Source organism: Acinetobacter sp. B-6, assembly GCF_056930735.1.
Genome location: NZ_JBXPBY010000007.1, coordinates 196,802 through 217,935, shown reverse-complemented (window position 1 = coordinate 217,935; position 21,134 = coordinate 196,802). Strand labels below are relative to the sequence as shown.

The window sequence follows — 21,134 nt, the reverse complement described above, 5'->3', positions numbered from 1 at the left end:
AGAGGTTATCAAAGCTTACGTTGTCAAAACCTGCTTGGTTTTAACCCTATTGAGCGAGGGGAACTTATATCCCCGCTCAACATGGCGACATCTATGTCGCCTCACGATAGAAAGACCACTTATGATTCAAAAATAAATCTCTAAAAGTGTCTAATCATTTTTATAAAAGTATAAAGTTGATTGAATATGAATAATTGAAATCGAATCACTTGTATGAATAATCAGGTGGATTGACGATCTTTGCCTATTGATTCGCAATTGTGATTGAAATGCTTAGTCAAAGTATTAATTCTTAAAAATAATCGAAAAAATCACCAGCCCATCTCTAGATTCTGCATAAATCAGTGCGTTGTGCATATCCAATATTGACTTGGTGATTGCCAGGCCAAGTCCTGTGCCATCTTCAACTCTTTGACGAGATGCATCAGTCCGATAAAAGCGGTCAAATACACGTGATAATTGTTCTGGAGAGAGGGCAGGACCTTCATTTTCTATCGAAAATAAAGTATTTTCTGTTTGTTGTTGAAATTTAACACGAATGACTGAATTTGCTTTTCCATATTTGATCGCATTGGAAAATAAATTGCTCAAGGCACGGCGTAACATGGTTGGATCGGCATTGACTTTACCTGAACCTGATTGTTCAAAACGGATATTTTTTTCCGCAGCTAGTGCATCATAAAACTCAAATAATGCTTCGATTTCTGTAGATAAATCAATCTGTTCAACTTTGGCTAAAGTTAAACCATTTTCTGCTTTTGCTAAAAACAACATATCCGAGACGATTCTTGCCAGATGTTCAAACTCTTCTAAATTGGAAAATAAAACTTCTTTATAGGCATCTATATCACGGCTACGAGAAAGACAAACTTGTGTTTGTGTCATTAAGTTATTGATCGGAGTGCGGATTTCATGGGCTAAATCTGATGAAAAGTCTGAGAGCTTTTCCAGCGCAAATTCCAAACGATCGAGCATTTCATTAAATGCAATGGTCAAAGGTTTTAATTCCAAAGGGGTATTTTTAAGTTCTAAACGAACAGAAAGATGTTGCGCGGAAATACTTTCTGCGACTTTCGCCATTCTTTGCACAGGACGTAAGCCTCGCCATGCGGCGTACCAACCCAAAAACATCAAACACAGTGTACCAATTAAACCGATATAAAACAGTTGGCGCCTAAACTCGTTTAAAAAGATTAAATGCTCGGAGGTGTCGATACCCACTAGAATTTGGGTAGATTGAACAATATTATTGCTTTTAATATTTTTTTTATAAATAAATCCACGATAGGTTTTATCTTGTACTTTCCATTCAATCCACGGATAGTGCTGAGATTTGGTGTTTTTCTGTGTGGCAATAATGGCATTGGTTGAACTAAAAATAATCTTACCTGTTGGTCGTTCAACTTGAACAATCAGATTATCATGCCCAATGAGTGCATCATTTAATGAGATGGACAGCTCAAACGAGTCGGTGGGGTTTTGCGCTAATAGGCTATGAATGAGTTGGATTTTTCCATCAAGTAACTTTTGGTCTTCTTTCTCAAAGTGCCGTGTGACGCCTTTATGGATGACTAATCCCATTGTCATTAGAATAGTAATGGTAGAAAAAGAAAAAATAATGGCAATTCTAAAACTTAAAGCATTAAACAGCCGATTACTCATCTTCTACCTCAAGCACATAGCCCATTCCGCGAACATTTTGAATCAGTTTCGGCATAAAATCTTGATCGACTTTATTTCTCAAACGTTTAATTGCAACTTCAACCACATTGGTGTCACTGTCAAAGTTCATGTCCCAAACTTGCGATGCGATGAGTGCTCGAGGAAGAATTTCTCCGCGTCTGCGCATGAATAATTCCATCAGTGCAAATTCTTTTGCAGTGAGATCAATACGTTGTCCTGCGCGGGTAACACGACGTTTTCTTAAATCTAGCTCAAGATCTGCAATCCGAATTAAGTTACTGTCTTCTCTTTGTTGTCCACGACGAAGCAGACTTTTAATACGTGCTAATAATTCTGCAAAGGCAAAAGGTTTAACCAAATAATCATCTGCACCTAGATCCAGTCCTTTAACTCGGTCTTCAATTTGATCACGTGCGGTTAAAAACAAAATAGGCATGGTTTTTCCGCTTTTACGGACATCATGAATGATATGCCAACCATCTAGCTCTGGCAGCATGACATCTAAGATAATAAGGTCATATTCTTCGTAAAGCGCTTGATGTCTGCCCATGCGTCCATCTGTGACCCAATCAGTCATATAACCAGCTTCAGATAAACCTTGTTTGAGATAATCACCAGTTTTTTGTTCATCTTCGACCAATAAAATTCTCATTGTAATTTCCTCAAGTGCCTATCTCATTCGGTGTCATCATAACGTTATAAAAGCAAATATGCCCATGAATGACATAAATGTCATTTTCATGTCATCTTGAAGTTTGAGTCACTGTCTTATTGTAGAGCGAATCAAAGCCAACTTGGGTGACAAAATGCAAAAAATATTCAGTAAAAGTGTAATGGTATTCATGTGTATAGGTGCATTAATCGGCACTACACAAACTTGGGCACATGGTGATGAACATAAAACAGCTGACGGTAAAACTACAGTAAAAAAACAGGAGAAGTGTAAAGAGCCTTGTAAAACAACCAAGGAAAGCAAAACTCAAAAAAATGATCATTCACAACATCAGCATGGAAACTCGACTGATATGTCGAAAATGGATCATTCAAAGATATCAAATAAAACTTCTAAATAATCCAATGAAAATCGGGATGCAACACAGAGACATGAATAGGAGCTTACACGCTATGGTTTAGTTTTGAACAACATAATGTGTGGGCTTCATGGATGAATAGTTTTAACAACTTAGTTAAGTCTGCTCCCTATTTTTAATTTTGGAGTTAAAAAAATGTCAAAAAATCAAAGTTTACAAGATCCTTTTTTGAATGCACTTCGAAAAGAACATATCCCTGTTTATATTTTCTTAGTCAATGGAATTAAACTACAAGGACATATTGAGTCTTTTGACCCTTATGTTGTTTTGCTAAAAAATACTATGGGGCAAATTCAGATCATATATAAACACTCGATTTCTACAGTATTTCCAACACGTAATCCACGTCCTAATATTGGCGTTTATCTGTCTCAATTCGGTACTCGATATGGTTTTGGTCGTCCAGATGAGTTAGGGGATGAAACTCAATATGAAGCGTTTTCGCAAAATGAAATGAATGCTCATAGTCAGGAATAATGAGCGAGAATGATGTTATTCCTTGTAGAGTTTTCATATTGACCATGTTCAATGATTTAAAGTACTTAAGATATTTCTAAACTATTCAGGGAATTTAAACTTAAAAAAAGACCCACAGTGAATGTGGGTCGATAGAGGTAGGGCAGAATCATAACAATCCGATCATAGCCAGTTCAAACGATTTAAATTTTTTATAAAAATACAATCAATAAAATAATACCCAACACGACACGATACCATGCAAAGACTCTTAAGGTATGTTTTTCAACAAATTTTACCAAAGCTTTAACCACCAAAATAGCGGCAATAAATGCAGCAACAAAGCCTACTGAAATATTCATCAGATTATCAGACGTTAAAACATCAGCATTACGAATTAAATCATAGGTTGCAGCACCTAACATGGTTGGCATTGCCAAGAAAAATGAAAATTCAGTGGATGCTTTTCGTGATAAGCCCGATAACATTCCGCCAATAATCGTTGCACCAGAACGTGAAGTTCCAGGGATCATGGCAACGCATTGTGCAAAACCCACCAAAATAGCTTGTTTCAAGGTGATGTCAGTTGCTTCTATGGTTTTCGGTTCAAACTTTCTGGCTTCAACGGCAAAAATAATTAAACCACCAATAATTAAAGCAAAAGCAACAACTAGAGGGCTAAACAGCACCTGTTTAATAAAGTCAACAGCAAGTACGCCAATCACCACAGCGGGTATAAAGGCAACCAAGACATTGATTGTAAAACGTCTGGCATGTATATCACCTGAGAAAAAGCCGCGTACTAATTCGATGATTTTTTGACGATATAACCAGCATACAGCCAAGATTGCCCCGAGTTGGATCACCACTTCAAATACTCGACCTGAATCTGAGTGGAAGTCGATCAAGTGCCCAAATAGAATTAAGTGACCAGTACTGGAAATCGGTAAAAACTCGGTCAGACCCTCAATAAGCCCTAAACATAAAGCTTTTAATAGTTCAAAATTTTCCATAAATGAAATAAACAAGAATTTAAAAAATTGAACCTTTTTAATGTATTTAGCGCTATTTATAAATGAAAAAAGACAAAATTTTACGAAATTTTTACGCAGTTGATCTGACCGTGAATAGAGAGTTTACGGGCTATTTTCCGATACTGGGAAATGGAATATCCCAGTGTTTAGGATGGAAAAGATGAGTGCTAAATATATAGCGCATCAACAAGTACAGCATCCAAAAATATGCTTACGACAAAAACTTAAAAAACATGCCCAAATTAATAGGATTGGCATGTCTCAGCTCAGTCTTTCAAACCAAGGAGCAAGGTCATGTTAGAGTTTATTTTGCTCTTGGTCATTGTGACTGCACTGGCTTATCCCTTAGGAAAGTATCTTGCATGGATTATGCAGAATCGCAAGATGAAAATTGACCCACTGTTCAATTGGATTGAAAAGCCGATTTATGCGCTATTGGGGACAGACCCTAAACAGGGGATGAATGTTAAAACCTATTCACTGAGTTTTGTGATCAGTTGTTTGGTGATTGGATTGATCACTTGGTTGTTGTTTATGTTCCAAGCCAGTCTGCCACTAAACCCAAATCATGCACCTAATATGTCATGGGATTTGGCACTGCATACGATGGTTTCATTCCTAACCAATACCAACCAACAACATTACTCTGGTCAAAGCCAATTGTCATATTTGTCTCAGATGGTGGGGATCGTTGGTTTGCAAATCATCACTCCGATGATGGGGTTGGCGATGGTTGTTGCAACAGTCCGTGCTTTATTCTCTTTACCAACAAATGATTTTTCCACAGTAGATCATTCAATACCATTTAACAGTAAAGTTCAAAAAATAAATGTCGGGAACTATTGGGCAGATGTGATTCGCCCTACATTTCGTTTTTTGATTCCGTTGTGTATGGCGTGGTCATTGTTATTGAATAGCCAAGGCGTTCCAGCAACTTTTCAAGGTGGTCCAGACGTTCAAGTAGTAGATCAATCCACTGAATTAAAAACACAAAAAATTCCTTTAGGTCCTGTTGCACCGATGGTTGCCATTAAGCAACTCGGTAGTAATGGGGGAGGATGGTATGGACCAAACAGTAGTGTGCCTTTAGAAAATCCAACGCCACTGTCTAACTTTTTAGAAATGATCGCCATTTTACTGATTCCAGTCTCTGTTATTTTCATGTTAGGTTTTTTCACCAAACGCGCAAGATTTGCAGGCTTTGTCTTTGGTTCAATGCTGTTCATGTCCGTGCTTTCTGCGACCATTGCGATTTGGTCTGAAAGCCTTTCTTCTACGGCATCACAACTCTATGCAATGGAAGGAAAGGAACTACGTTTTGGTGAAGCATCTTCCGCACTTTGGGCAGCAGTGACCACACAAGTCAACAATGGATCAGTGGATATGATGCATGACTCGGCATCCCCTTTAACAGGTCTAGTGGCGCTCGCCAACATGCTGATAAATGCCATCTGGGGTGGGATTGGTTGTGGTTTACAGCAATTCATTATTTATCTGTTTTTGGCTGTCTTTATTGCAGGCTTAATGACAGGACGTACTCCTGAATTATTCGGACGTAAGATTGAAGCAGGCGAAATTAAATTATTGGCAGTGGTGATTTTGATTCAACCCATTGTGATTCTCACTTTAACTTCAATTGCTTTATTTTTCCCTGAATTGACGGGTAACAGTAATCCACAATATCACGCGGTTTCCCAAGTCCTGTACGAATATGTTTCTGCTTTTGCCAATAATGGTTCTGGTTTTGAAGGCTTGGCAGACAATACGGTGTGGTGGAATGTCACATGTGTCATTGCTTTATTACTTGGTCGCTTTCCGACTTTAATCATACCGCTCATTATTGCTGCACGTTTGGCTGCTAAACGTCAAGCGCCTGAAAGCAAAGGCAGTTTAAAAGTTGAGACCCCAACATTTGCTTTTACGCTGATTGCCATTGTGGTGATGTTGACCTTATTACAATTTATGCCAGTCCTGGTCTTAGGACCGATTGCTGATCATCTGTTATTGGTACAAGGTTAGGGTGAATCAAATGAATCCTTCAAAACAATTGAATACAAATAAATCTTCTACGCTTTTTCAAGCTGAAGCTTGGAAGAATGTATGGGTTAAATTACTCCCACAACATGCTATAAAAAATCCGGTTATGGCAATCGTATGGCTGGGTACGATCATTACTTTGATCAGTACAGTGATGGGCAAAGCAAATGTATTATTTGGTCTATCAGTCACCTTGATTTTATTTATCACCGTACTTTTTGCCAACTATGCCGAAGCGATTGCGGAAGCGAAGGGGAGAGGTCAAGCCTCTTCGTTACGACAAGCTCGCCAAAATTTGACCGCACGACGACTCAAATCTAAAACAGATACGGAGGGTGAGCAGATTGCAGCAACCCAATTAAAAATGAATGATTTGATTGAAGTTCGTGCAGGTGAATTGATTCCAGCGGATGGTGAAATTATTGAGGGCTTTGCCACCATTAATGAAGCTGCGGTAACTGGGGAGTCTGCACCTGTGTTACGTGAAGCAGGAACAGACAAGTCTGGCGTGATCGGCGGAACTAAAGTTTTAACTGATCAGATTATTGTGCAAGTTACAGCCGAATCTGGGCATAGTTTCCTTGATCGTATGATTGCATTGGTCGAAGGTTCCAATCGACAAAAAACACCGAATGAAATTGCATTGGGTATTTTACTGACCGTCATGACTGTAACTTTTATCGTGGTGGTTCTCAGTTTACCGTTTATTGGACATTTCTTAAAAATCGAAATCAATCCGATTGTATTAGTAGCATTACTGGTTTGCTTAATTCCCACCACGATTGGCGGATTATTGCCAGCAATTGGGATTGCTGGGATGAACCGAGCATTAAAAGCCAATGTGATTGCGAAATCAGGTAAAGCCGTTGAAGTTGCAGGTGATGTGGATGTGTTGCTGTTGGATAAAACAGGAACGATTACTTATGGCGACCGTCAAGCAACAGCTTTTTATCCTTTAGTTGGTGTAACTGAATCACAACTTCGTCAAGCTGCCATATTAGCATCGCTTGCAGACCCTACGCCCGAAGGAAAGTCAGTGGTTGCCTTGGCAAAAGAGTTGGGGGAACGTGTAAGCGAACCTGAGCATGCTGCATTTATTGCCTTTAGTGCATCAACACGCATCTCAGGCATAGATTTAAGTGATGGACATCAAATTCGTAAGGGAGCATTGGATGCAATTCTTCAATTTGCATCACAGCGTCTAGAAAATCATAGTGAGTTAAAAACTCGTGTAGAGCAGGTGGCATCCAAAGGTGCAACGCCACTGGTCGTTGCAAAAGACAAAAATATTCTTGGGGTCATTGAACTTTCTGATGTGATTAAGCAAGGAATTAAGGAAAAGTTTGCACGTTTGCGTGAAATGGGAATTAAAACTGTGATGGTTACAGGGGATAACCCATTGACTGCAGCTGCAATCGCAGCAGAAGCTGGGGTAGATGACTATATTGCAGAAGCCAAACCTGAAGATAAGTTAAGCTGTATTCGTGCTGAGCAAAATAAAGGGCATTTGGTTGCTATGGTCGGGGATGGTACCAACGATGCGCCAGCATTGGCACAAGCGGATATTGGTCTGGCAATGAATTCGGGAACACAGGCTGCCAAAGAAGCCGGAAATATGGTGGATTTGGATTCAGATCCGACCAAGCTTTTGTCTGTCGTTGAGATCGGTAAACAGCAACTGATTACCCGAGGTGCTTTGACCACATTTTCATTGGCGAATGATGTGTCCAAATACTTTGCTATTTTACCTGCATTATTTGTGGCAGCCATTCCTCAAATGAATAGTTTGAATGTCATGCATTTGGGTAGTTCTGAAAGTGCCATACTTTCAGCACTCATTTTTAATGCCATCATTATACCGTTATTGATTCCAATTGCTCTACGAGGGGTAAAGTTTAAACCTGCAACTTCTACCCAATTGTTACGCCGTAATATGCTGATTTATGGTGTTGGTGGTGTGCTTCTGCCCTTTATTGCAATTAAATTGATTGATTTGATGATCAGTCCATTGCTTGCAATGTAAACTGAGAGAGGAATATGCAAATGAATACTGAAACGCATCAAAATGTTGACTTATCATTATCCAGTTTAATTCGTGCTTCATTTGGTTTGACACTCGTCGCTTTGGGGCTATGCGGTTTTGTCTATAGTTCTGCAGCTACTGGGCTTGGGCAACTGATTTTTCCTGAACAAGCCAACGGAAGTATGTTGATTAAAAATAATGCTGTATTGGGTTCACGTTTAGTCGCACAGCCTTTTCAACAAGCGCAATATTTCCAAGCTCGACCATCGGCTGCACACTATGATCCCATGAACATGGCAGGGAGTAATATGGCAAGAACCAATCCTGAATTACATCATATTGTTGCGGAACGCTTGGATAAAATTGCTCAGCAAGAGCATGTTGAAAAATCCAAAATTCCTGCGGATTTAGTGACTGCTTCGGGAAGTGGTATTGATCCTGAAATTAGTGTTCAGTCTGCAATGATTCAGGTTAAGCGAGTTGCCAAAGCACGTCATTTAACTGAAGAAAATGTAGTGCAATTTGTTGAGGAATATACCACTCAAGCTACTTTTGGAATTTTAGGGCAGCCACGAGTCAATGTTCTAGAATTAAATTTAGCGCTGGATCAGCTTGGAAAATAATCCAGTAGATTGCCAAGTTTATTAGGGTCTGTTGGCAATTCGTCTAGGTTTGCGACTAAGTGTGTTTTTTAGACGATTCTAGGCGCGAAATACGAAATTTAGTCGTTCTAAATGAGTAGTTCGTAACGACGAAGCGACAAAAAACACGCTAGTCCCGAAGGGTTGTGGCTAAAATTATCTCAGCCTATGTTATGAAAGTTGAAAATAGTCTCGCTATTTTCTTCATTTCCTTGCGGAGTATACTCCTCATGCCTGCTCAATTTTAACCTACAACGCAAACCATTTATGAAATGTCAACAGACCATATTGGATCGGTTATTTTTAGAGGCTGTACAGGATGTGATAAAAATTTAATGGAGCATTTGATTTTTATCGCATTCTGCCTCAATGTTTTCTTGTATTCTAAACTTGAAAAGACAGCATAAAATAGATACCAATATCATGATAAGTAAAGCAAACTGATTTAATCACATTTAAAAAGGATGGCATCACTGCCAATATTTGGAAGACAGTAGCACTATGACAGATGATCGAAATAATAAAGCAGATGTCTTGTTACAACATACTCAACGTTATCAATCTGGGCGACTCACCATCTTTTTGGGGGCTGCTCCAGGTGTTGGCAAAACCTTTGCCATGTTGGTGCGTGCACATGAATTAGCCTTGCAGGGCAACAATATTGTGATCGGTTATGTTGAAACGCATGGTCGTGTCGAAACAGAAAACTTGCTTGCAGGCTTGAAAATTATTCCACGCAAAATCATTGAGTATCAAGGGCATCAGCTTGAAGAAATGGATCTGGATGCTGTTCTTGCAACTAAACCTAGTATTGCTTTAGTGGATGAGTTTGCCCATAGCAATATGCCAAATTCCCGCCATGAAAAGCGTTGGCAAGATATTAATGAATTGCTGGATGCAGGCATTGATGTTTTTACCACCATGAATATTCAGCATTTGGAAAGCTTAAATGATGTGGTATTTCAAATTACAGGGATTCGTGTGGCTGAAACAGTCCCAGATCGTGTATTTGAGCGTATTCGAGATATTCGTTTAATTGATTTACCTGTAAGTGAGTTACTTGAGCGTTTAAATCAAGGTAAAGTTTATGTCCCTGAACAAGCACAACAAGCATTACAGCGCTTTTTCAATCATTCCAATCTGACGGCTTTGCGTGAATTGGCGATGCAAACCGTTGCCAGTCATGTCGATAGCGATGTTCGAGAAAATTTTTCGATACAGGGACTTGTTCCCATTCCTTTGAAAAACCATATTCTGATTATGTTAGATGGTGGAGGGCATGCAGAGGCTTTAGTTCGGGCAGGTTGTCGTATAGCTGAAAATCGTCAAGCACATTGGACTGTGGTTGCATTTTCAGAAGATTCTCAAATTCATTATAAATCTGAAAATTCTCAGCAACGTGAAATCGAACGAGCGTTAAATTTGACCCGTCAATTGGGCGGAATGACAGAAATCCTCTATGGTAAACAACATGCAAAAACGCTGTTTGATTATGTGATTGATCGGGGTATTTCGACATTGGTACTCACCCAACCTAAGGCAAAGCGCTTTCAGTTCCATTTAAAATTTAAGCAGAATTTTGTAGATCAATTATTAAAATATCAACCGAGTTTTGAACTCAGTATGGTGCCGATTGTTGCAGAAAATAAACCATATTCTACGATTCTTGAACAAAGTCGGTTTTTAAATCTAAGAGAAATATTTTACGTATTATCGACGACGGTGATGAGTATTTTCATTGCGAGTCTAGGTGAAAAATATTTAGGTATTGAAGAGCTGTCGGTGATTTTTATTACCGCGGTGGTTTTTGTTGCATCGAAAACACGCATGTTGGCGGCGGTTTTTTCAGCGATTCTATTTTTCTTGGCGTATAATTTTTTCTTTATTACACCAAAGTTTACTTTTCAGATTTCAGCACATCAAGGCGTGATTACTGTGGTCGCTTTTCTGGGTGCTGCTTTAATTTCCAGCCGTTTGGCTTCACGTTTAAAAGAACAAGTTGTCGCGTTAAAAGCGGCAAATAGTTATAACAGTATTATGCAGGATTTGGGACAAAAGCTTTCTGTCGCCGTTGATTTGAAGCAGGTTCAAGAGATTGCAGAAAATAGCCTAAGTAAAAATTTAAATGCTGAAATCTGGTTTTATTTTCCAGGTTTGTCTGCTGAAGTAAGTCCTTTATTGACCATCAGCGATAAAGAGAAAATTTCAGCAGATTGGACCTTTAAAAATCATCAACCTTCAGGACGATTTACTCAAACTCTAACTGAAAATGACTGGTGGTTTTTGCCCTTGTTGGCATCTAAACAATGTTTAGGCGTCGTTGGAATCAAGTTTCCCAAGCATTTATCCGTTTTAAATACTGAGCAAAAGCAATTAACCGAAACAATGATTGAATATATTGCTCAAGCAATTTCTCGAACTCAACTGAGCAAAGCATTGGAAATTGCCAATATTAATTCGGAAACTGAAAAACTGCGCTCAGCTTTGCTTTCATCGGTGTCACATGATTTACGCTCGCCATTAGCGTCTATGATTGGTGCAGCAGATACTTTGAGCAATTACCGTCATTCTATGGATGAACAAGATCAGGACAGTTTATTGGAAGCCATCCGTTTAGAAGGTGAACGTTTAGACCGTTATATCCAAAATTTACTCGATATGACGCGTTTAGGACATGAAGGTCTTAGTCTTAAACGGGATTGGATTGGTGTAGATGAGTTAATTGGTTCAGCAGTGCGTCGTTTAAAACGCTATATGCCACACAGTCTCGTTGAAGTACATTTACCTGAGCAGAGTTTAAGTTTATATGTTCATGCCGCACTGATTGAACAGGCTATTTTCAATGTACTTGAAAATGCTGCTAAGTTTTCGCCAGAACATAAAGCAGTATGTATCGACGTTGTACAATGTAGTGAAAATGAAATTGAAATTGCAATCAGTGACCAAGGACAGGGTATTCCTGAAGATGAGCGTGAGCGAATTTTTGATATGTTCTACACCATGGAGCGTGGTGATCGAGGACAATATGGTACAGGGCTTGGATTAACAATTGTCAAAGCGATTATTGGTGCACATATGGGTAAAATTATGGCTTCTTCTGCAAAGCATAACCAAGGGACATGTATTCGTATGCAACTCCCGATCCAGCAAATTGGATAATCTTGCTTTTTGATTTAAGGAAATATCATGCCAGAGCAAAATGTATCAACAAGCTCGATGACCAATGTATTGATTATTGATGATGAAACACAGATTCGTAAATTTTTAGATATTGCACTTCGTGCTCAAGGCTATAAGACACTATTGGCTGAAAATGGTCAAAAGGGCTTGGAAATTTTAGCTTTGCATGGTGCAGATTTGGTGATTCTTGATCTTGGTTTACCTGATCTAGATGGTGCAGAAGTATTGGCAGAGTTAAGAGTCTGGTCACATGTGCCTGTCATTGTATTGTCTGTACGTTCAAGTGAAGAAGAAAAAGTGAAGTTATTGGATGCTGGAGCCAATGATTATGTGACAAAACCTTTTAGCGTACAGGAGCTGATGGCGCGAATACGGGTGCTGCTTCGCCAATATCAAAATGTGGCTGTGGAGTCTGCTTGTTTTGATGATGGGGTGCTAAAAATTGACTTTGCACATCGACAAGTATTTTTAAACCAACAATTGATTTCATTGACCCGTAAGGAATATCAATTGTTGACCCTATTGGCCCAGCATAAAGGGCAATTGATTACTCAACCGCAAATTTTGAATGATTTGTGGGGACCTACTCATCAAGAAGACACACACTATTTAAGAATTTTAGTGGCAAAACTGCGAGGCAAACTGAATGATAACGCTGTTCAACCCACATATATTGTCACCGAGCCAGGTGTAGGACTGAGGTTTTTAGGACAATAAGTACGATACTTTTTTAAATAATTTTAATAAAATCAATATCTTGGTTTGGTTTGTTGTTTGGTTATATAAAACTTGCAAGGTCTTAATGGATATTGAAAGTTGATTCAGTAGGGTGGATAAAATTTAAGAGAAAACAGAACTAAAATAAGAATAGTTTACATTTCATTACATTTCTCATTAGGCATTTTTCCATTCTCATTCGTCTATATAGATATAAGGCAGATTTTTTATGGGTCTGCTTTGATTTAGCTAAAGAGGAATGAGTATGGTAATTCAACATTACAGATCAAATAGCCAAGATATCCTGAGCAATTTATTTCAGGATGCTGTTTCCAATATTTCATCACTTCATCATTAAATTCAATTGATGTCTGTAGTATTAACCAGTAGATATGATCGACAAACGTATATGACGTTATGTGGGGTCATGCTGGGGCATGTCTTATTGATTTGGTCGATGACTTTTTTACAAACTGATCAATTCGTTGAAACGCATTCACCAGAAAATGCGATCAAAATTCGCTTTGTCCCTATGAATAAGACAGAAACGGTTCAAGAGAGTCGTACAGATACAGCAACCGATTCGACACAATCACAAATGCAAGCAGTAACACAGCAGCCGAATGCGAAAACACCAATATCCAAGCAAAAACAAACCAAAGTAATTCAGAGTAGCGAATCCAAGAAAGTGATCATGGATCAACCAAAACAAAATACTCAAAAAGCCACACTGACAAAAACAACAGATCAATCTTCAAATAACAGCACAGCGTCGAATCAACAACAATCCATGCAAACGCAAACCAAGACTGAGTTAAATACTACGAAACAGCAGTCATCTTCTGGGCAATCAAATGAGCAGACTCAAAAATCTGGTGGCGAAGAAGGTCGAGAAAATAAAAAGGAACAAAGTGCTGAATCTGCACCAAAACCGCAACAACCGATTATGGTCAGTAAGGTTGATGTATTGAGCTTTGGCAAGCTGAATTACGATGACCGTGAGTTACAGAATCAACAGCGTTTACTGGTTTTGACTATCAAGATTAATCCTCAAGGACAAGCGATTGATGTCAAAGTGAAACAAAGTACAGGATTAAGCAGTTTAGATGCGCGAGGTGTTCAGGCTGCACAAAAAACCAAATTTAAACCACACATTTTAAATGGTGAAGCAGTTGCTATCGTGGTGGATTTTCCCATTCAGCTTAAGCTTGGTCGCAACCGCTGATTGGACTAACAGGTGTATACAACGTTTATTGAGGAATTTTTATGAACGCAGCGACAGAAAAAGCAATGACAGAAAGTTTAATGCAACGTTTAAAGCAAACGACTGCTGAAGAACATGATCGCATGGAAGTTTTGATGCAACAATCGGGTGCTTTTGCCAGCCAAGACAATTATGCCCAATTCACACTTTCACAGTATTACTTTCAGAAAGATGTTGAACATTTATATGAAGATTCAAAGGTGCAACAGTTGATTCCTGATTTAGATGTGCGTGGTCGTTCTGATGCAGCATTGCAGGATTTGGCTGATTTAGGTGTGCAGCCACAACAAAGCGATATTGCGACGCATACCGTGAGCTTTCCTCAATCATTAGGCTGGATTTATGTCTCTGAAGGTTCGACATTAGGTGCAGCATTTTTACTCAAAGAAGCGCAAGCTAAATTTGGCTTTAATGCAGAGTTTGGTGCACGTAATTTGGCAGCATATCCAGAAGGTCGAGGCTTAGTATGGAAACGTTTCAAGCAAACGCTGGATGAGGCAAATTTTAGTTCAGAAGATCAACAACTAATTATTGAAGGAGCGATGCAAGGCTTTCAGCGTTTTGGTGAGCTTTTAGCACAATTGAAAACACTGAAATAAATGATGAATCGTTGAAAAGGGAATCAAACAATGAAGCAAACAGGAACTGAAACAGATATTAATACCAGTATGACATTCCCAGAACCGAAACTGGCGAAGTCATGGTTGGTACGTTGCGTGTGTATTGCACTCGCAGGTTTATGTTTGATTTTGGGTACCATTGGTTTAGTTGTACCAGGTTTGCCTACGTTTGATTTTTATTTTCTTGCAGCAATTTTTGCAGCTAAAGGCTCAAAACGAATGCATCACTGGATTGTAAACAATCGACTGATTGCACCAATTTTACAGCAGTGGCAGACCCAGCGCACATTACCTACAAAAGTGAAGTTATTTTCTTTGTTGAGTATGAGTGTGGCAGCTGGAATTTTAATTTGGACAGTGCCTCATCCGTGGGCAGTCGGTGCAATTATTATGATGATGATTTGCGTACAATTATGGATGTGGCTTAAGGCATGAATCAATGAGGATTATCTTTGGATGGAAATCTTTAACCCCTATAAAAATATTGAAGAATTAAAACATTTACTTCTACAAGCAAATTTAAAAGTGACTACAACAAGATTAACAGTACTGAATATTTTAAAAAATGCACGGCGTGAACTCACTGCCGCAGAAATTTTATACAATCCATCACCTCAGGTTAAAAAGCTGTCTTTTGCAGGTGTATATCAGACCTTGAGGCAGTTGGAAGAAGCAGGGGTGTTGGTGAAATTTAAACTTGGAAATGAACAGGCACTCTATTCATTTAAAAATTGCCAGACCAATATCAGAATATGCTGTAAAAAATGTGGTCAATTACAGTTGATTCATGATCAAGATTTGGAAGGTCACCTTCAAGCGTTGATGCTGGCACATGGTGCAAGCACCTATCATCTCACTTTGGAAAAGTCGGAGTGTTTCTATTGTGATGGTTAAAATGATGTTTCACTTATATTGATCACAATAAAACCTATATTTATTTGAAAATATTCATAAGGGCAGGTAAATAAATTTGGATACAAAAATGATGCGCTGTCATACATTTTTTAATAAGGTTTTTATAGAAAAATAATTGTTATTTTTACCCCATATACTGCATCAATATACGATTGGTCGACAAAAATGTAATTTAAAATTCAAGGATTTTAAGAAAGACTTGCTTGACATTTAAATGATAATTATTATCATTTGTATGGGCTTAAAACGAGTTGATTCTATTGTGAACAAAAATCCTGCATTTGTAGATCAATTGTATCGTGATCATCAGTCTTGGTTACATCAATGGCTGAGAAAAAAGATGGGTAGCAGTGAACATGCGGCTGATTTGGTTCAAGATACTTTTATCAAGATTTTACAGACGCGTGATGAGTTGTTTGGGATTAAAGAGCCACGTGCTTATTTAGTCACGATCGCACGTAATTTAATGATTGATCAAGTCCGCCGTAAACGCATTGAACAAGCGTATTTGGATGAATTAGGTCAAATGGAATATCTTTTAGATGCGATTCCTTCACCTGAAGACCAACTACAGATTATTCAAGCGATTGATCAGATTTGTCAAGCATTGGCATCTGTTTCTGAAAAAGCCCAACGTGCGTTTGTTTTACATTATTTTGAAGGTTTGACTCATAAAGAGATTGCCGAGCAGATTGGTGTTTCAACGAAAATGATTCAAAAATATCTCGCAACATGCTTGGTGCAATGTTATGTGTTAAAGCAAGAGAAGGATCTGTTTGTATAAATGATAGATGATCAGAAAAGCAAACAAAAATTAATTGAAGAAGCCGCAGAGTGGATTGTATTGCTCAGTGCTGATGATGATTCAACAAAAAAAGCGGCTAAAATGGATTTTGATGCTTGGAAAAGTATGAGTCCGCAACGACAAAAAATTGCACAAGATATTGAACATTATCTGTATTCCATTCAAAAACTGGTACAGACCCCGCAACAGCAACAAATGACGCAATCCGTGCTGAAAGCAGGTTTGCAAAGTGCAAATAAACAAAAGAATTTACGTTATGGTAGCCTCTTTGCCATTGCATTATGCAGTTTGGGGGGGATTTATACTTATCTTGCCTATCATCCAATCGCTTACCTCACGGCTGACCTCAAGTCTTCTACAGGAGAATGGAAGACTCAAAGCTTAAACGATGGGTCAACGCTGAAATTTCGTGGTCAAAGTGCGGTCAATGTACATTTTTCTGCTAATCAACGTGTCATTGAATTGGTCCAAGGAGAAATATTCGTAGATGTCGCTAAAGACCAAGCACGTCCGTTTATTGTTCAAACACAACATGGTCAAATCGAAGCTTTAGGCACTGCATTTAGTGTTCGTTATCAGCCAGAACTTACAGAACTCAAGATGTTGCATTCTAAAGTGCAAGTACAAACTTCTTACTTCGTTAAAGAACCATCCAAGCCATCTTCCGTGATTGTATCCGCAGGGCAGGAAGTCACATTTAATGGATATGCTATACAACCCATTCATGATTTGAACATCCATAACGAACAACAAAAATGGATGCAAGGTCAGTTGATTGTTGAAAATATGCCTTTATCGAAAGTTTTGACGGAATTAGATCAAAATAGCCGAACGAAAATTATATTTAAAACGGATCAACTGGAAAAAATCCAAGTCAATGCAGTCCTGCCTTTAGATCATACTGAAAATGCTTTGAAGTTGTTGAATAGTGTTTTTCCACAGCTCAAGATTTATCAAATCACGCCGTATCTGACTGTGGTAACGACTCAATAAAATAAGTAGTTACATCTATGAGTCGGTTTACATCTCAATCAACCACATTGCTCTCACCACTCAACAATGAGTGATCTGAAACGCATTGATTAATGAGAACAGACGATTACATTTTATCAATAAAGCCCTGTCTCAGGAAATTGTGGCTGACTTTTTCAAGTTTCATATTTTATCAAGAATTTTATCGAACTCAGGTTAAAGACAAAAGTTTCTTGCCTGATCAAGATCAATCAGATTTAGAAAGCTTCCCAAAGCTCCGTTTCGTCATAAGTCTAAGACCCGTTCAAGTTTCATTTAAAAAAAAATTTTAATTCTAGGTTCCACTTTTTTATTTCTCGTGCGTCATATTAAGTAGAAGCAAAAATTAGGATTCATTTAATTGCATGTATTGAATGATTCTTATTTACATTTACTGGGGCGTAAAATGAGCAAAGCTGCTTGGGATAAAAAGCAAACAAAATCTTCTTTTCGAGTTTCATCATTGGCATTTGCTATTCATGTTGCTTGTGTGGGGATTGGTGCAATGGGGCTGGCTCAGAGCGTCTCTGCGCAAACTTTGGAATCACGTTCTTATCATATCCCAGCAGGTTCACTTGCCAGTGTTTTAAACACTTTTGCTGAACAAGCAGGTACCACGATTGCCATAGATGCCAATTTATTAAAAGGAAAATCCAGTTCTGGTTTGACTGGGCAATATGATGTGGAAAGTGGTTTCCAGCGTATTTTAGCACCCACTGAATTTGTTGCAGCAAAAGTGGGTAGTGGCTATATGCTCAAGCAAGTGACTCAAGCTGAACTTAAAACCGCAGTAGCAACCACTCAATCAACAGCCACCGAATATGAAAATGCGGTACAACTTAGCCCAATGACTGTTTTTGGCACAGTTAGTCGAGATACAAAAGGGCAGAATGATGTTTATGACCAAGATATTTCTAGCGTCTACGCCAGCAAAGAGCAAATAGAACGATATAAAGGCGCTCAGCCAGCAGACTTATTTAAGGGAATGGTCGGAGTATACAGTGGGGATGCTCGAAATAGTGGTGCTTTAGATCCAAGCATACGTGGCGTTCAAGGACCAGGACGAGTGCCAGTGCTTATTGATGGGACAGAGCAAGCACTAACAGTATGGCGCGGTTATAACGGTGCAAATAACCGTAGTTATATCGATCCGAATTTAATCGGTGGGCTACAAGTCATCAAAGGACCTTCCATCACCCGCAATGTAAACACAGGTGTCGGCGGTGCTGTCGTTATTCATACTTTGGCTGTAGATGATGTTTTAAAAGAAGGTAAAAATTTTGGTGGAGAAATAAAAGTAGAAACCAGCAGTAATGCAGTGAAACCTAGAGAACCGCAATTACTCACAGGTCAAAGTATTTATGATAATCCCAACTATCCACCAATAGCAACGAACTGGCAAGGTAAGCCAATGTTCGAACCTTATTATGATCCGTCTTTATTTAAGGTGGCACGCCAGAATAAAGAGAACAATATATACTCTGGTGATGATGTTGCGACTCGTATCGCTTTGGCGGGGCGTACTGATAACTTTGAAGTATTGGCTGCTTATGCTTATCGGAATAAGGGCAATCATTTTGCCGGAAAAAATGGCAGTGAATATTATAATAAACCATCACAGGAGCGTTATAACTATGTTCCTTATCTTGCCAAAGTTTATCCGGGAGGTACAGAAGTTCCGAATACATCTCTGGAAACAGAATCTTATTTGTTAAAAGCAACATGGAAGCCGACTGATGAACAGCGTTTAGAGTTTGGTTATCGGGACAGTTCAATCACCAATGGAGAAATACTGCCCTCAAGAATTGCTTGGGAGGCATTGGTAAAAAACAAAACAGGCGTACCACAGTGGCCTCTAAGTCATATTGACTCCAAAGCCTATAATATGGAATACAAATATCAGCCTAAAAACAATAATTTAGTCGATTTTTACAGCAATATTTGGCGAACTGATACCAAAAGCAATACCTATAGTTCTGGTGGATTTCCTAATGATACCAATGAGAACTTGGGCATCTTTGTGAACAGTGCCGCCGCAAACTCAGAGAATACTCGCCAAGGAATAACCTTGAGCAATAAGTTTAAATTACTGTCTAGTCTTGGTTTGACTGTTGGTGGTAGTTTTCAAAAAGAAAAGCTCAGTTCAGATGATATTTATAAAGACCCGAATATTAACGGAACAAATTCAGGTTATCGAATGGTACCGAGAGCAGGGCGTCGAGAAGAAAAAGAGTTTAATTTTAACTTTGACTATCAGCCTGTATCATGGCTGACGCTAAATGCAGGTGCAAGATATCAAAACTATTGGGCCTTTGATGATTTTCTTAATGAACGGGTCAATGCAGGTGATCCCCAGTTTAACCTGATTAAAAAAGCCACTGCATTAAGCATGATTTATTTTACCAAAAAAGCAAATATGACCCCAGAACGCGAACAACAAATAAGAAATACATTAGATGCATCCGCTTTGGCTCAGGGCTGGACGGAAGAATATAAGCAAAAAGAATTAAAAAGGTATATATATACTCAACGTAATACGATTAACTATCAAAAGGATAGTCGTGGACAATTAACCATTGCCAATAATCCCTTTTTAAATGGGACTTTAGTGGAGGGGCGGGATTATGGATATTATGCGAGCGGCACTCCTAGTGCTTATGAAGATATTGACTTAACCCAAACAGGTGTGCAAAAAAGCAAAGATAGTGGTTGGACACCGACGGCTTCAGCAACGGTTAACTTTAACTCGAATAGTCGAATGTATTTGCGCTATAGCGAAGCATATAGAATGCCAAGTATGTTTGAAAGTACGCTTGGTTTTTCTGGAACTTTAAGTGGTTATAAGTTAGAACCTGAACATGCATCGAACTATGAACTCGCCTATGTCCATAATCTTTCAGAGTTTTTTAAAAACAGCAGTTATGCCGATATTAAATTGGCTTATTACTATAACAAAACCAAGAATGCGATTGAGCGTAGTCCAACTTTGGTATTTAGTAATGTCGATAGTCTCACTACAGAAGGACTGGAACTACAAAGTCGCTTTGACAATGGACGTTTCTTTACGGATTTGAGTGCCAATTACCGTTTTAAGAATAAAGTATGTGATGAAAATTCAGCAATGATTTTGGGGGCAAATAAGCAGTTCTCAGTAAATCGCTGTGTCGATGATGGATTTGTAGGGGGATATTTGGTCAGTATGGCAATTCCCAAATATTCAGTAAATTTGACGCTTGGAGGACGTTTCTTTGATCAGAAACTGGAATTGGGGACACGAGCGAGTTATTACCAAAAATATGAAAATCCTGAAACGAAAAACTATAACGGGATAGAGATGAGTTATTACGCCAATACCCCTTTGGCTTGGAACTCAATGACCATTTTAGATGCTTATATCAATTATCGACTGAAGCAGGATACTTTATTTGAACTGGTGGGAACCAATCTCACCGATGAATTCTATATTGATCCTTTAACCCGTTCGGCAATCGCAGCACCTGGTCGAACATTTAAGCTAAGCATTACCCATAAGTTTTAAGGAACTTAAAGGTAATTAACCGAATTTATTGCACGTGGTGTGCAATAAATGTGTGGAAAATAAGACAGGTACTCCTTGATTTTACACTTAAATTGAAAAATTAAAATCAGTGCAGCACA

Annotated in this window: 17 protein-coding genes; 14 read left to right on the top strand and 3 right to left on the bottom strand. The window is 38.7% G+C overall.

The window, feature by feature from the left end; translation table 11 throughout:
* Positions 1 to 285: 285 nt before the first annotated feature.
* Positions 286 to 1,662, bottom strand: coding sequence for a heavy metal sensor histidine kinase (locus tag AC1Z3T_RS10765; protein WP_100884717.1), 1,377 nt, complete (start codon positions 1,660 to 1,662; stop codon positions 286 to 288).
* Positions 1,655 to 2,335 (bottom strand): heavy metal response regulator transcription factor, encoded by a 681-nt coding sequence (locus AC1Z3T_RS10760; protein WP_004828666.1) that lies wholly within the window; start codon positions 2,333 to 2,335, stop codon positions 1,655 to 1,657. Before AC1Z3T_RS10760 ends, AC1Z3T_RS10765 begins: the two co-directional genes overlap by 8 nt.
* A gap of 154 nt (positions 2,336 to 2,489) precedes the next feature.
* On the opposite strand from AC1Z3T_RS10760, the gene AC1Z3T_RS10755 reads away from it, so the two are divergent.
* Together AC1Z3T_RS10755 and hfq are read left to right on the top strand one after the other, a co-directional pair.
* A complete protein-coding gene (locus tag AC1Z3T_RS10755; protein WP_100884718.1) occupies positions 2,490 to 2,756 on the top strand; it encodes a hypothetical protein in 267 nt (88 codons plus the stop codon).
* 153 nt (positions 2,757 to 2,909) lie between these two features.
* Positions 2,910 to 3,251 carry an RNA chaperone Hfq gene (gene hfq / locus AC1Z3T_RS10750; RefSeq protein WP_005030511.1) on the top strand — a complete coding sequence of 114 codons (342 nt, stop codon included), beginning with the start codon at positions 2,910 to 2,912 and terminating at the stop codon, positions 3,249 to 3,251.
* Positions 3,252 to 3,442: 191 nt separating this feature from the next.
* Here the strand turns inward: hfq and AC1Z3T_RS10745 are convergent, their stop codons facing one another.
* Positions 3,443 to 4,243 (bottom strand): undecaprenyl-diphosphate phosphatase, encoded by an 801-nt coding sequence (locus AC1Z3T_RS10745; protein WP_100884719.1) that lies wholly within the window; start codon positions 4,241 to 4,243, stop codon positions 3,443 to 3,445.
* Between the two features lie 315 nt (positions 4,244 to 4,558).
* Between AC1Z3T_RS10745 and kdpA the strand changes: the two genes are divergently transcribed.
* The 12 genes from kdpA to AC1Z3T_RS10685 all read left to right on the top strand — a co-directional run bounded on the left by kdpA (position 4,559) and on the right by AC1Z3T_RS10685 (position 21,015).
* Complete coding sequence (kdpA, locus tag AC1Z3T_RS10740) at positions 4,559 to 6,283, top strand: potassium-transporting ATPase subunit KdpA (RefSeq protein WP_100884720.1); 1,725 nt, start codon at positions 4,559 to 4,561, stop codon at positions 6,281 to 6,283.
* A 10-nt stretch (positions 6,284 to 6,293) separates the two neighbouring features.
* Positions 6,294 to 8,324 carry a potassium-transporting ATPase subunit KdpB gene (gene kdpB, locus AC1Z3T_RS10735; protein ID WP_100884721.1) on the top strand — a complete coding sequence of 677 codons (2,031 nt, stop codon included), beginning with the start codon at positions 6,294 to 6,296 and terminating at the stop codon, positions 8,322 to 8,324.
* 20 nt (positions 8,325 to 8,344) lie between these two features.
* A complete protein-coding gene (kdpC, locus tag AC1Z3T_RS10730; protein ID WP_100886263.1) occupies positions 8,345 to 8,947 on the top strand; it encodes a potassium-transporting ATPase subunit KdpC in 603 nt (200 codons plus the stop codon).
* Positions 8,948 to 9,466: 519 nt separating this feature from the next.
* Complete coding sequence (locus AC1Z3T_RS10725) at positions 9,467 to 12,124, top strand: sensor histidine kinase (protein WP_100884722.1); 2,658 nt, start codon at positions 9,467 to 9,469, stop codon at positions 12,122 to 12,124.
* A 27-nt stretch (positions 12,125 to 12,151) separates the two neighbouring features.
* Entirely contained in the window at positions 12,152 to 12,862 is a 711-nt protein-coding gene (locus AC1Z3T_RS10720) for a response regulator (RefSeq protein WP_004828685.1), read from the top strand.
* A 367-nt stretch (positions 12,863 to 13,229) separates the two neighbouring features.
* Entirely contained in the window at positions 13,230 to 14,087 is an 858-nt protein-coding gene (locus AC1Z3T_RS10715) for a TonB family protein (protein WP_100884723.1), read from the top strand.
* Positions 14,088 to 14,128: 41 nt separating this feature from the next.
* Positions 14,129 to 14,725, top strand: coding sequence for a biliverdin-producing heme oxygenase (locus tag AC1Z3T_RS10710; protein WP_005030494.1), 597 nt, complete (start codon positions 14,129 to 14,131; stop codon positions 14,723 to 14,725).
* Between the two features lie 30 nt (positions 14,726 to 14,755).
* A complete protein-coding gene (locus AC1Z3T_RS10705) occupies positions 14,756 to 15,181 on the top strand; it encodes a YbaN family protein (protein WP_100884724.1) in 426 nt (141 codons plus the stop codon).
* Positions 15,182 to 15,202: 21 nt separating this feature from the next.
* A complete protein-coding gene (locus AC1Z3T_RS10700; RefSeq protein WP_004828689.1) occupies positions 15,203 to 15,640 on the top strand; it encodes a Fur family transcriptional regulator in 438 nt (145 codons plus the stop codon).
* A gap of 235 nt (positions 15,641 to 15,875) precedes the next feature.
* Positions 15,876 to 16,445, top strand: a complete 570-nt coding sequence (locus AC1Z3T_RS10695; RefSeq protein ID WP_004828693.1) for a sigma-70 family RNA polymerase sigma factor — start codon at positions 15,876 to 15,878, stop codon at positions 16,443 to 16,445.
* Positions 16,446 to 17,459 carry a FecR family protein gene (locus AC1Z3T_RS10690; RefSeq protein ID WP_100884725.1) on the top strand — a complete coding sequence of 338 codons (1,014 nt, stop codon included), beginning with the start codon at positions 16,446 to 16,448 and terminating at the stop codon, positions 17,457 to 17,459.
* A gap of 424 nt (positions 17,460 to 17,883) precedes the next feature.
* Complete coding sequence (locus tag AC1Z3T_RS10685; protein WP_100886264.1) at positions 17,884 to 21,015, top strand: TonB-dependent receptor; 3,132 nt, start codon at positions 17,884 to 17,886, stop codon at positions 21,013 to 21,015.
* Positions 21,016 to 21,134 lie beyond the last annotated feature (119 nt).

Excerpts from the sequence above, each read along its gene's own strand:
- AC1Z3T_RS10765 (WP_100884717.1), bottom strand. The coding sequence starts at position 1,662 with ATGAGTAATCGGCTGTTTAATGCTTTAAGTTTTAGAATTGCCATTATT.
- AC1Z3T_RS10760 (WP_004828666.1), bottom strand. The coding sequence starts at position 2,335 with ATGAGAATTTTATTGGTCGAAGATGAACAAAAAACTGGTGATTATCTC.
- AC1Z3T_RS10755 (WP_100884718.1), top strand. The coding sequence starts at position 2,490 with ATGCAAAAAATATTCAGTAAAAGTGTAATGGTATTCATGTGTATAGGT.
- hfq (WP_005030511.1), top strand. The coding sequence starts at position 2,910 with ATGTCAAAAAATCAAAGTTTACAAGATCCTTTTTTGAATGCACTTCGA.
- AC1Z3T_RS10745 (WP_100884719.1), bottom strand. The coding sequence starts at position 4,243 with ATGGAAAATTTTGAACTATTAAAAGCTTTATGTTTAGGGCTTATTGAG.
- kdpA (WP_100884720.1), top strand. The coding sequence starts at position 4,559 with ATGTTAGAGTTTATTTTGCTCTTGGTCATTGTGACTGCACTGGCTTAT.
- kdpB (WP_100884721.1), top strand. The coding sequence starts at position 6,294 with ATGAATCCTTCAAAACAATTGAATACAAATAAATCTTCTACGCTTTTT.
- kdpC (WP_100886263.1), top strand. The coding sequence starts at position 8,345 with ATGAATACTGAAACGCATCAAAATGTTGACTTATCATTATCCAGTTTA.
- AC1Z3T_RS10725 (WP_100884722.1), top strand. The coding sequence starts at position 9,467 with ATGACAGATGATCGAAATAATAAAGCAGATGTCTTGTTACAACATACT.
- AC1Z3T_RS10720 (WP_004828685.1), top strand. The coding sequence starts at position 12,152 with ATGCCAGAGCAAAATGTATCAACAAGCTCGATGACCAATGTATTGATT.
- AC1Z3T_RS10715 (WP_100884723.1), top strand. The coding sequence starts at position 13,230 with ATGTCTGTAGTATTAACCAGTAGATATGATCGACAAACGTATATGACG.
- AC1Z3T_RS10710 (WP_005030494.1), top strand. The coding sequence starts at position 14,129 with ATGAACGCAGCGACAGAAAAAGCAATGACAGAAAGTTTAATGCAACGT.
- AC1Z3T_RS10705 (WP_100884724.1), top strand. The coding sequence starts at position 14,756 with ATGAAGCAAACAGGAACTGAAACAGATATTAATACCAGTATGACATTC.
- AC1Z3T_RS10700 (WP_004828689.1), top strand. The coding sequence starts at position 15,203 with ATGGAAATCTTTAACCCCTATAAAAATATTGAAGAATTAAAACATTTA.
- AC1Z3T_RS10695 (WP_004828693.1), top strand. The coding sequence starts at position 15,876 with ATGATAATTATTATCATTTGTATGGGCTTAAAACGAGTTGATTCTATT.
- AC1Z3T_RS10690 (WP_100884725.1), top strand. The coding sequence starts at position 16,446 with ATGATAGATGATCAGAAAAGCAAACAAAAATTAATTGAAGAAGCCGCA.
- AC1Z3T_RS10685 (WP_100886264.1), top strand. The coding sequence starts at position 17,884 with ATGAGCAAAGCTGCTTGGGATAAAAAGCAAACAAAATCTTCTTTTCGA.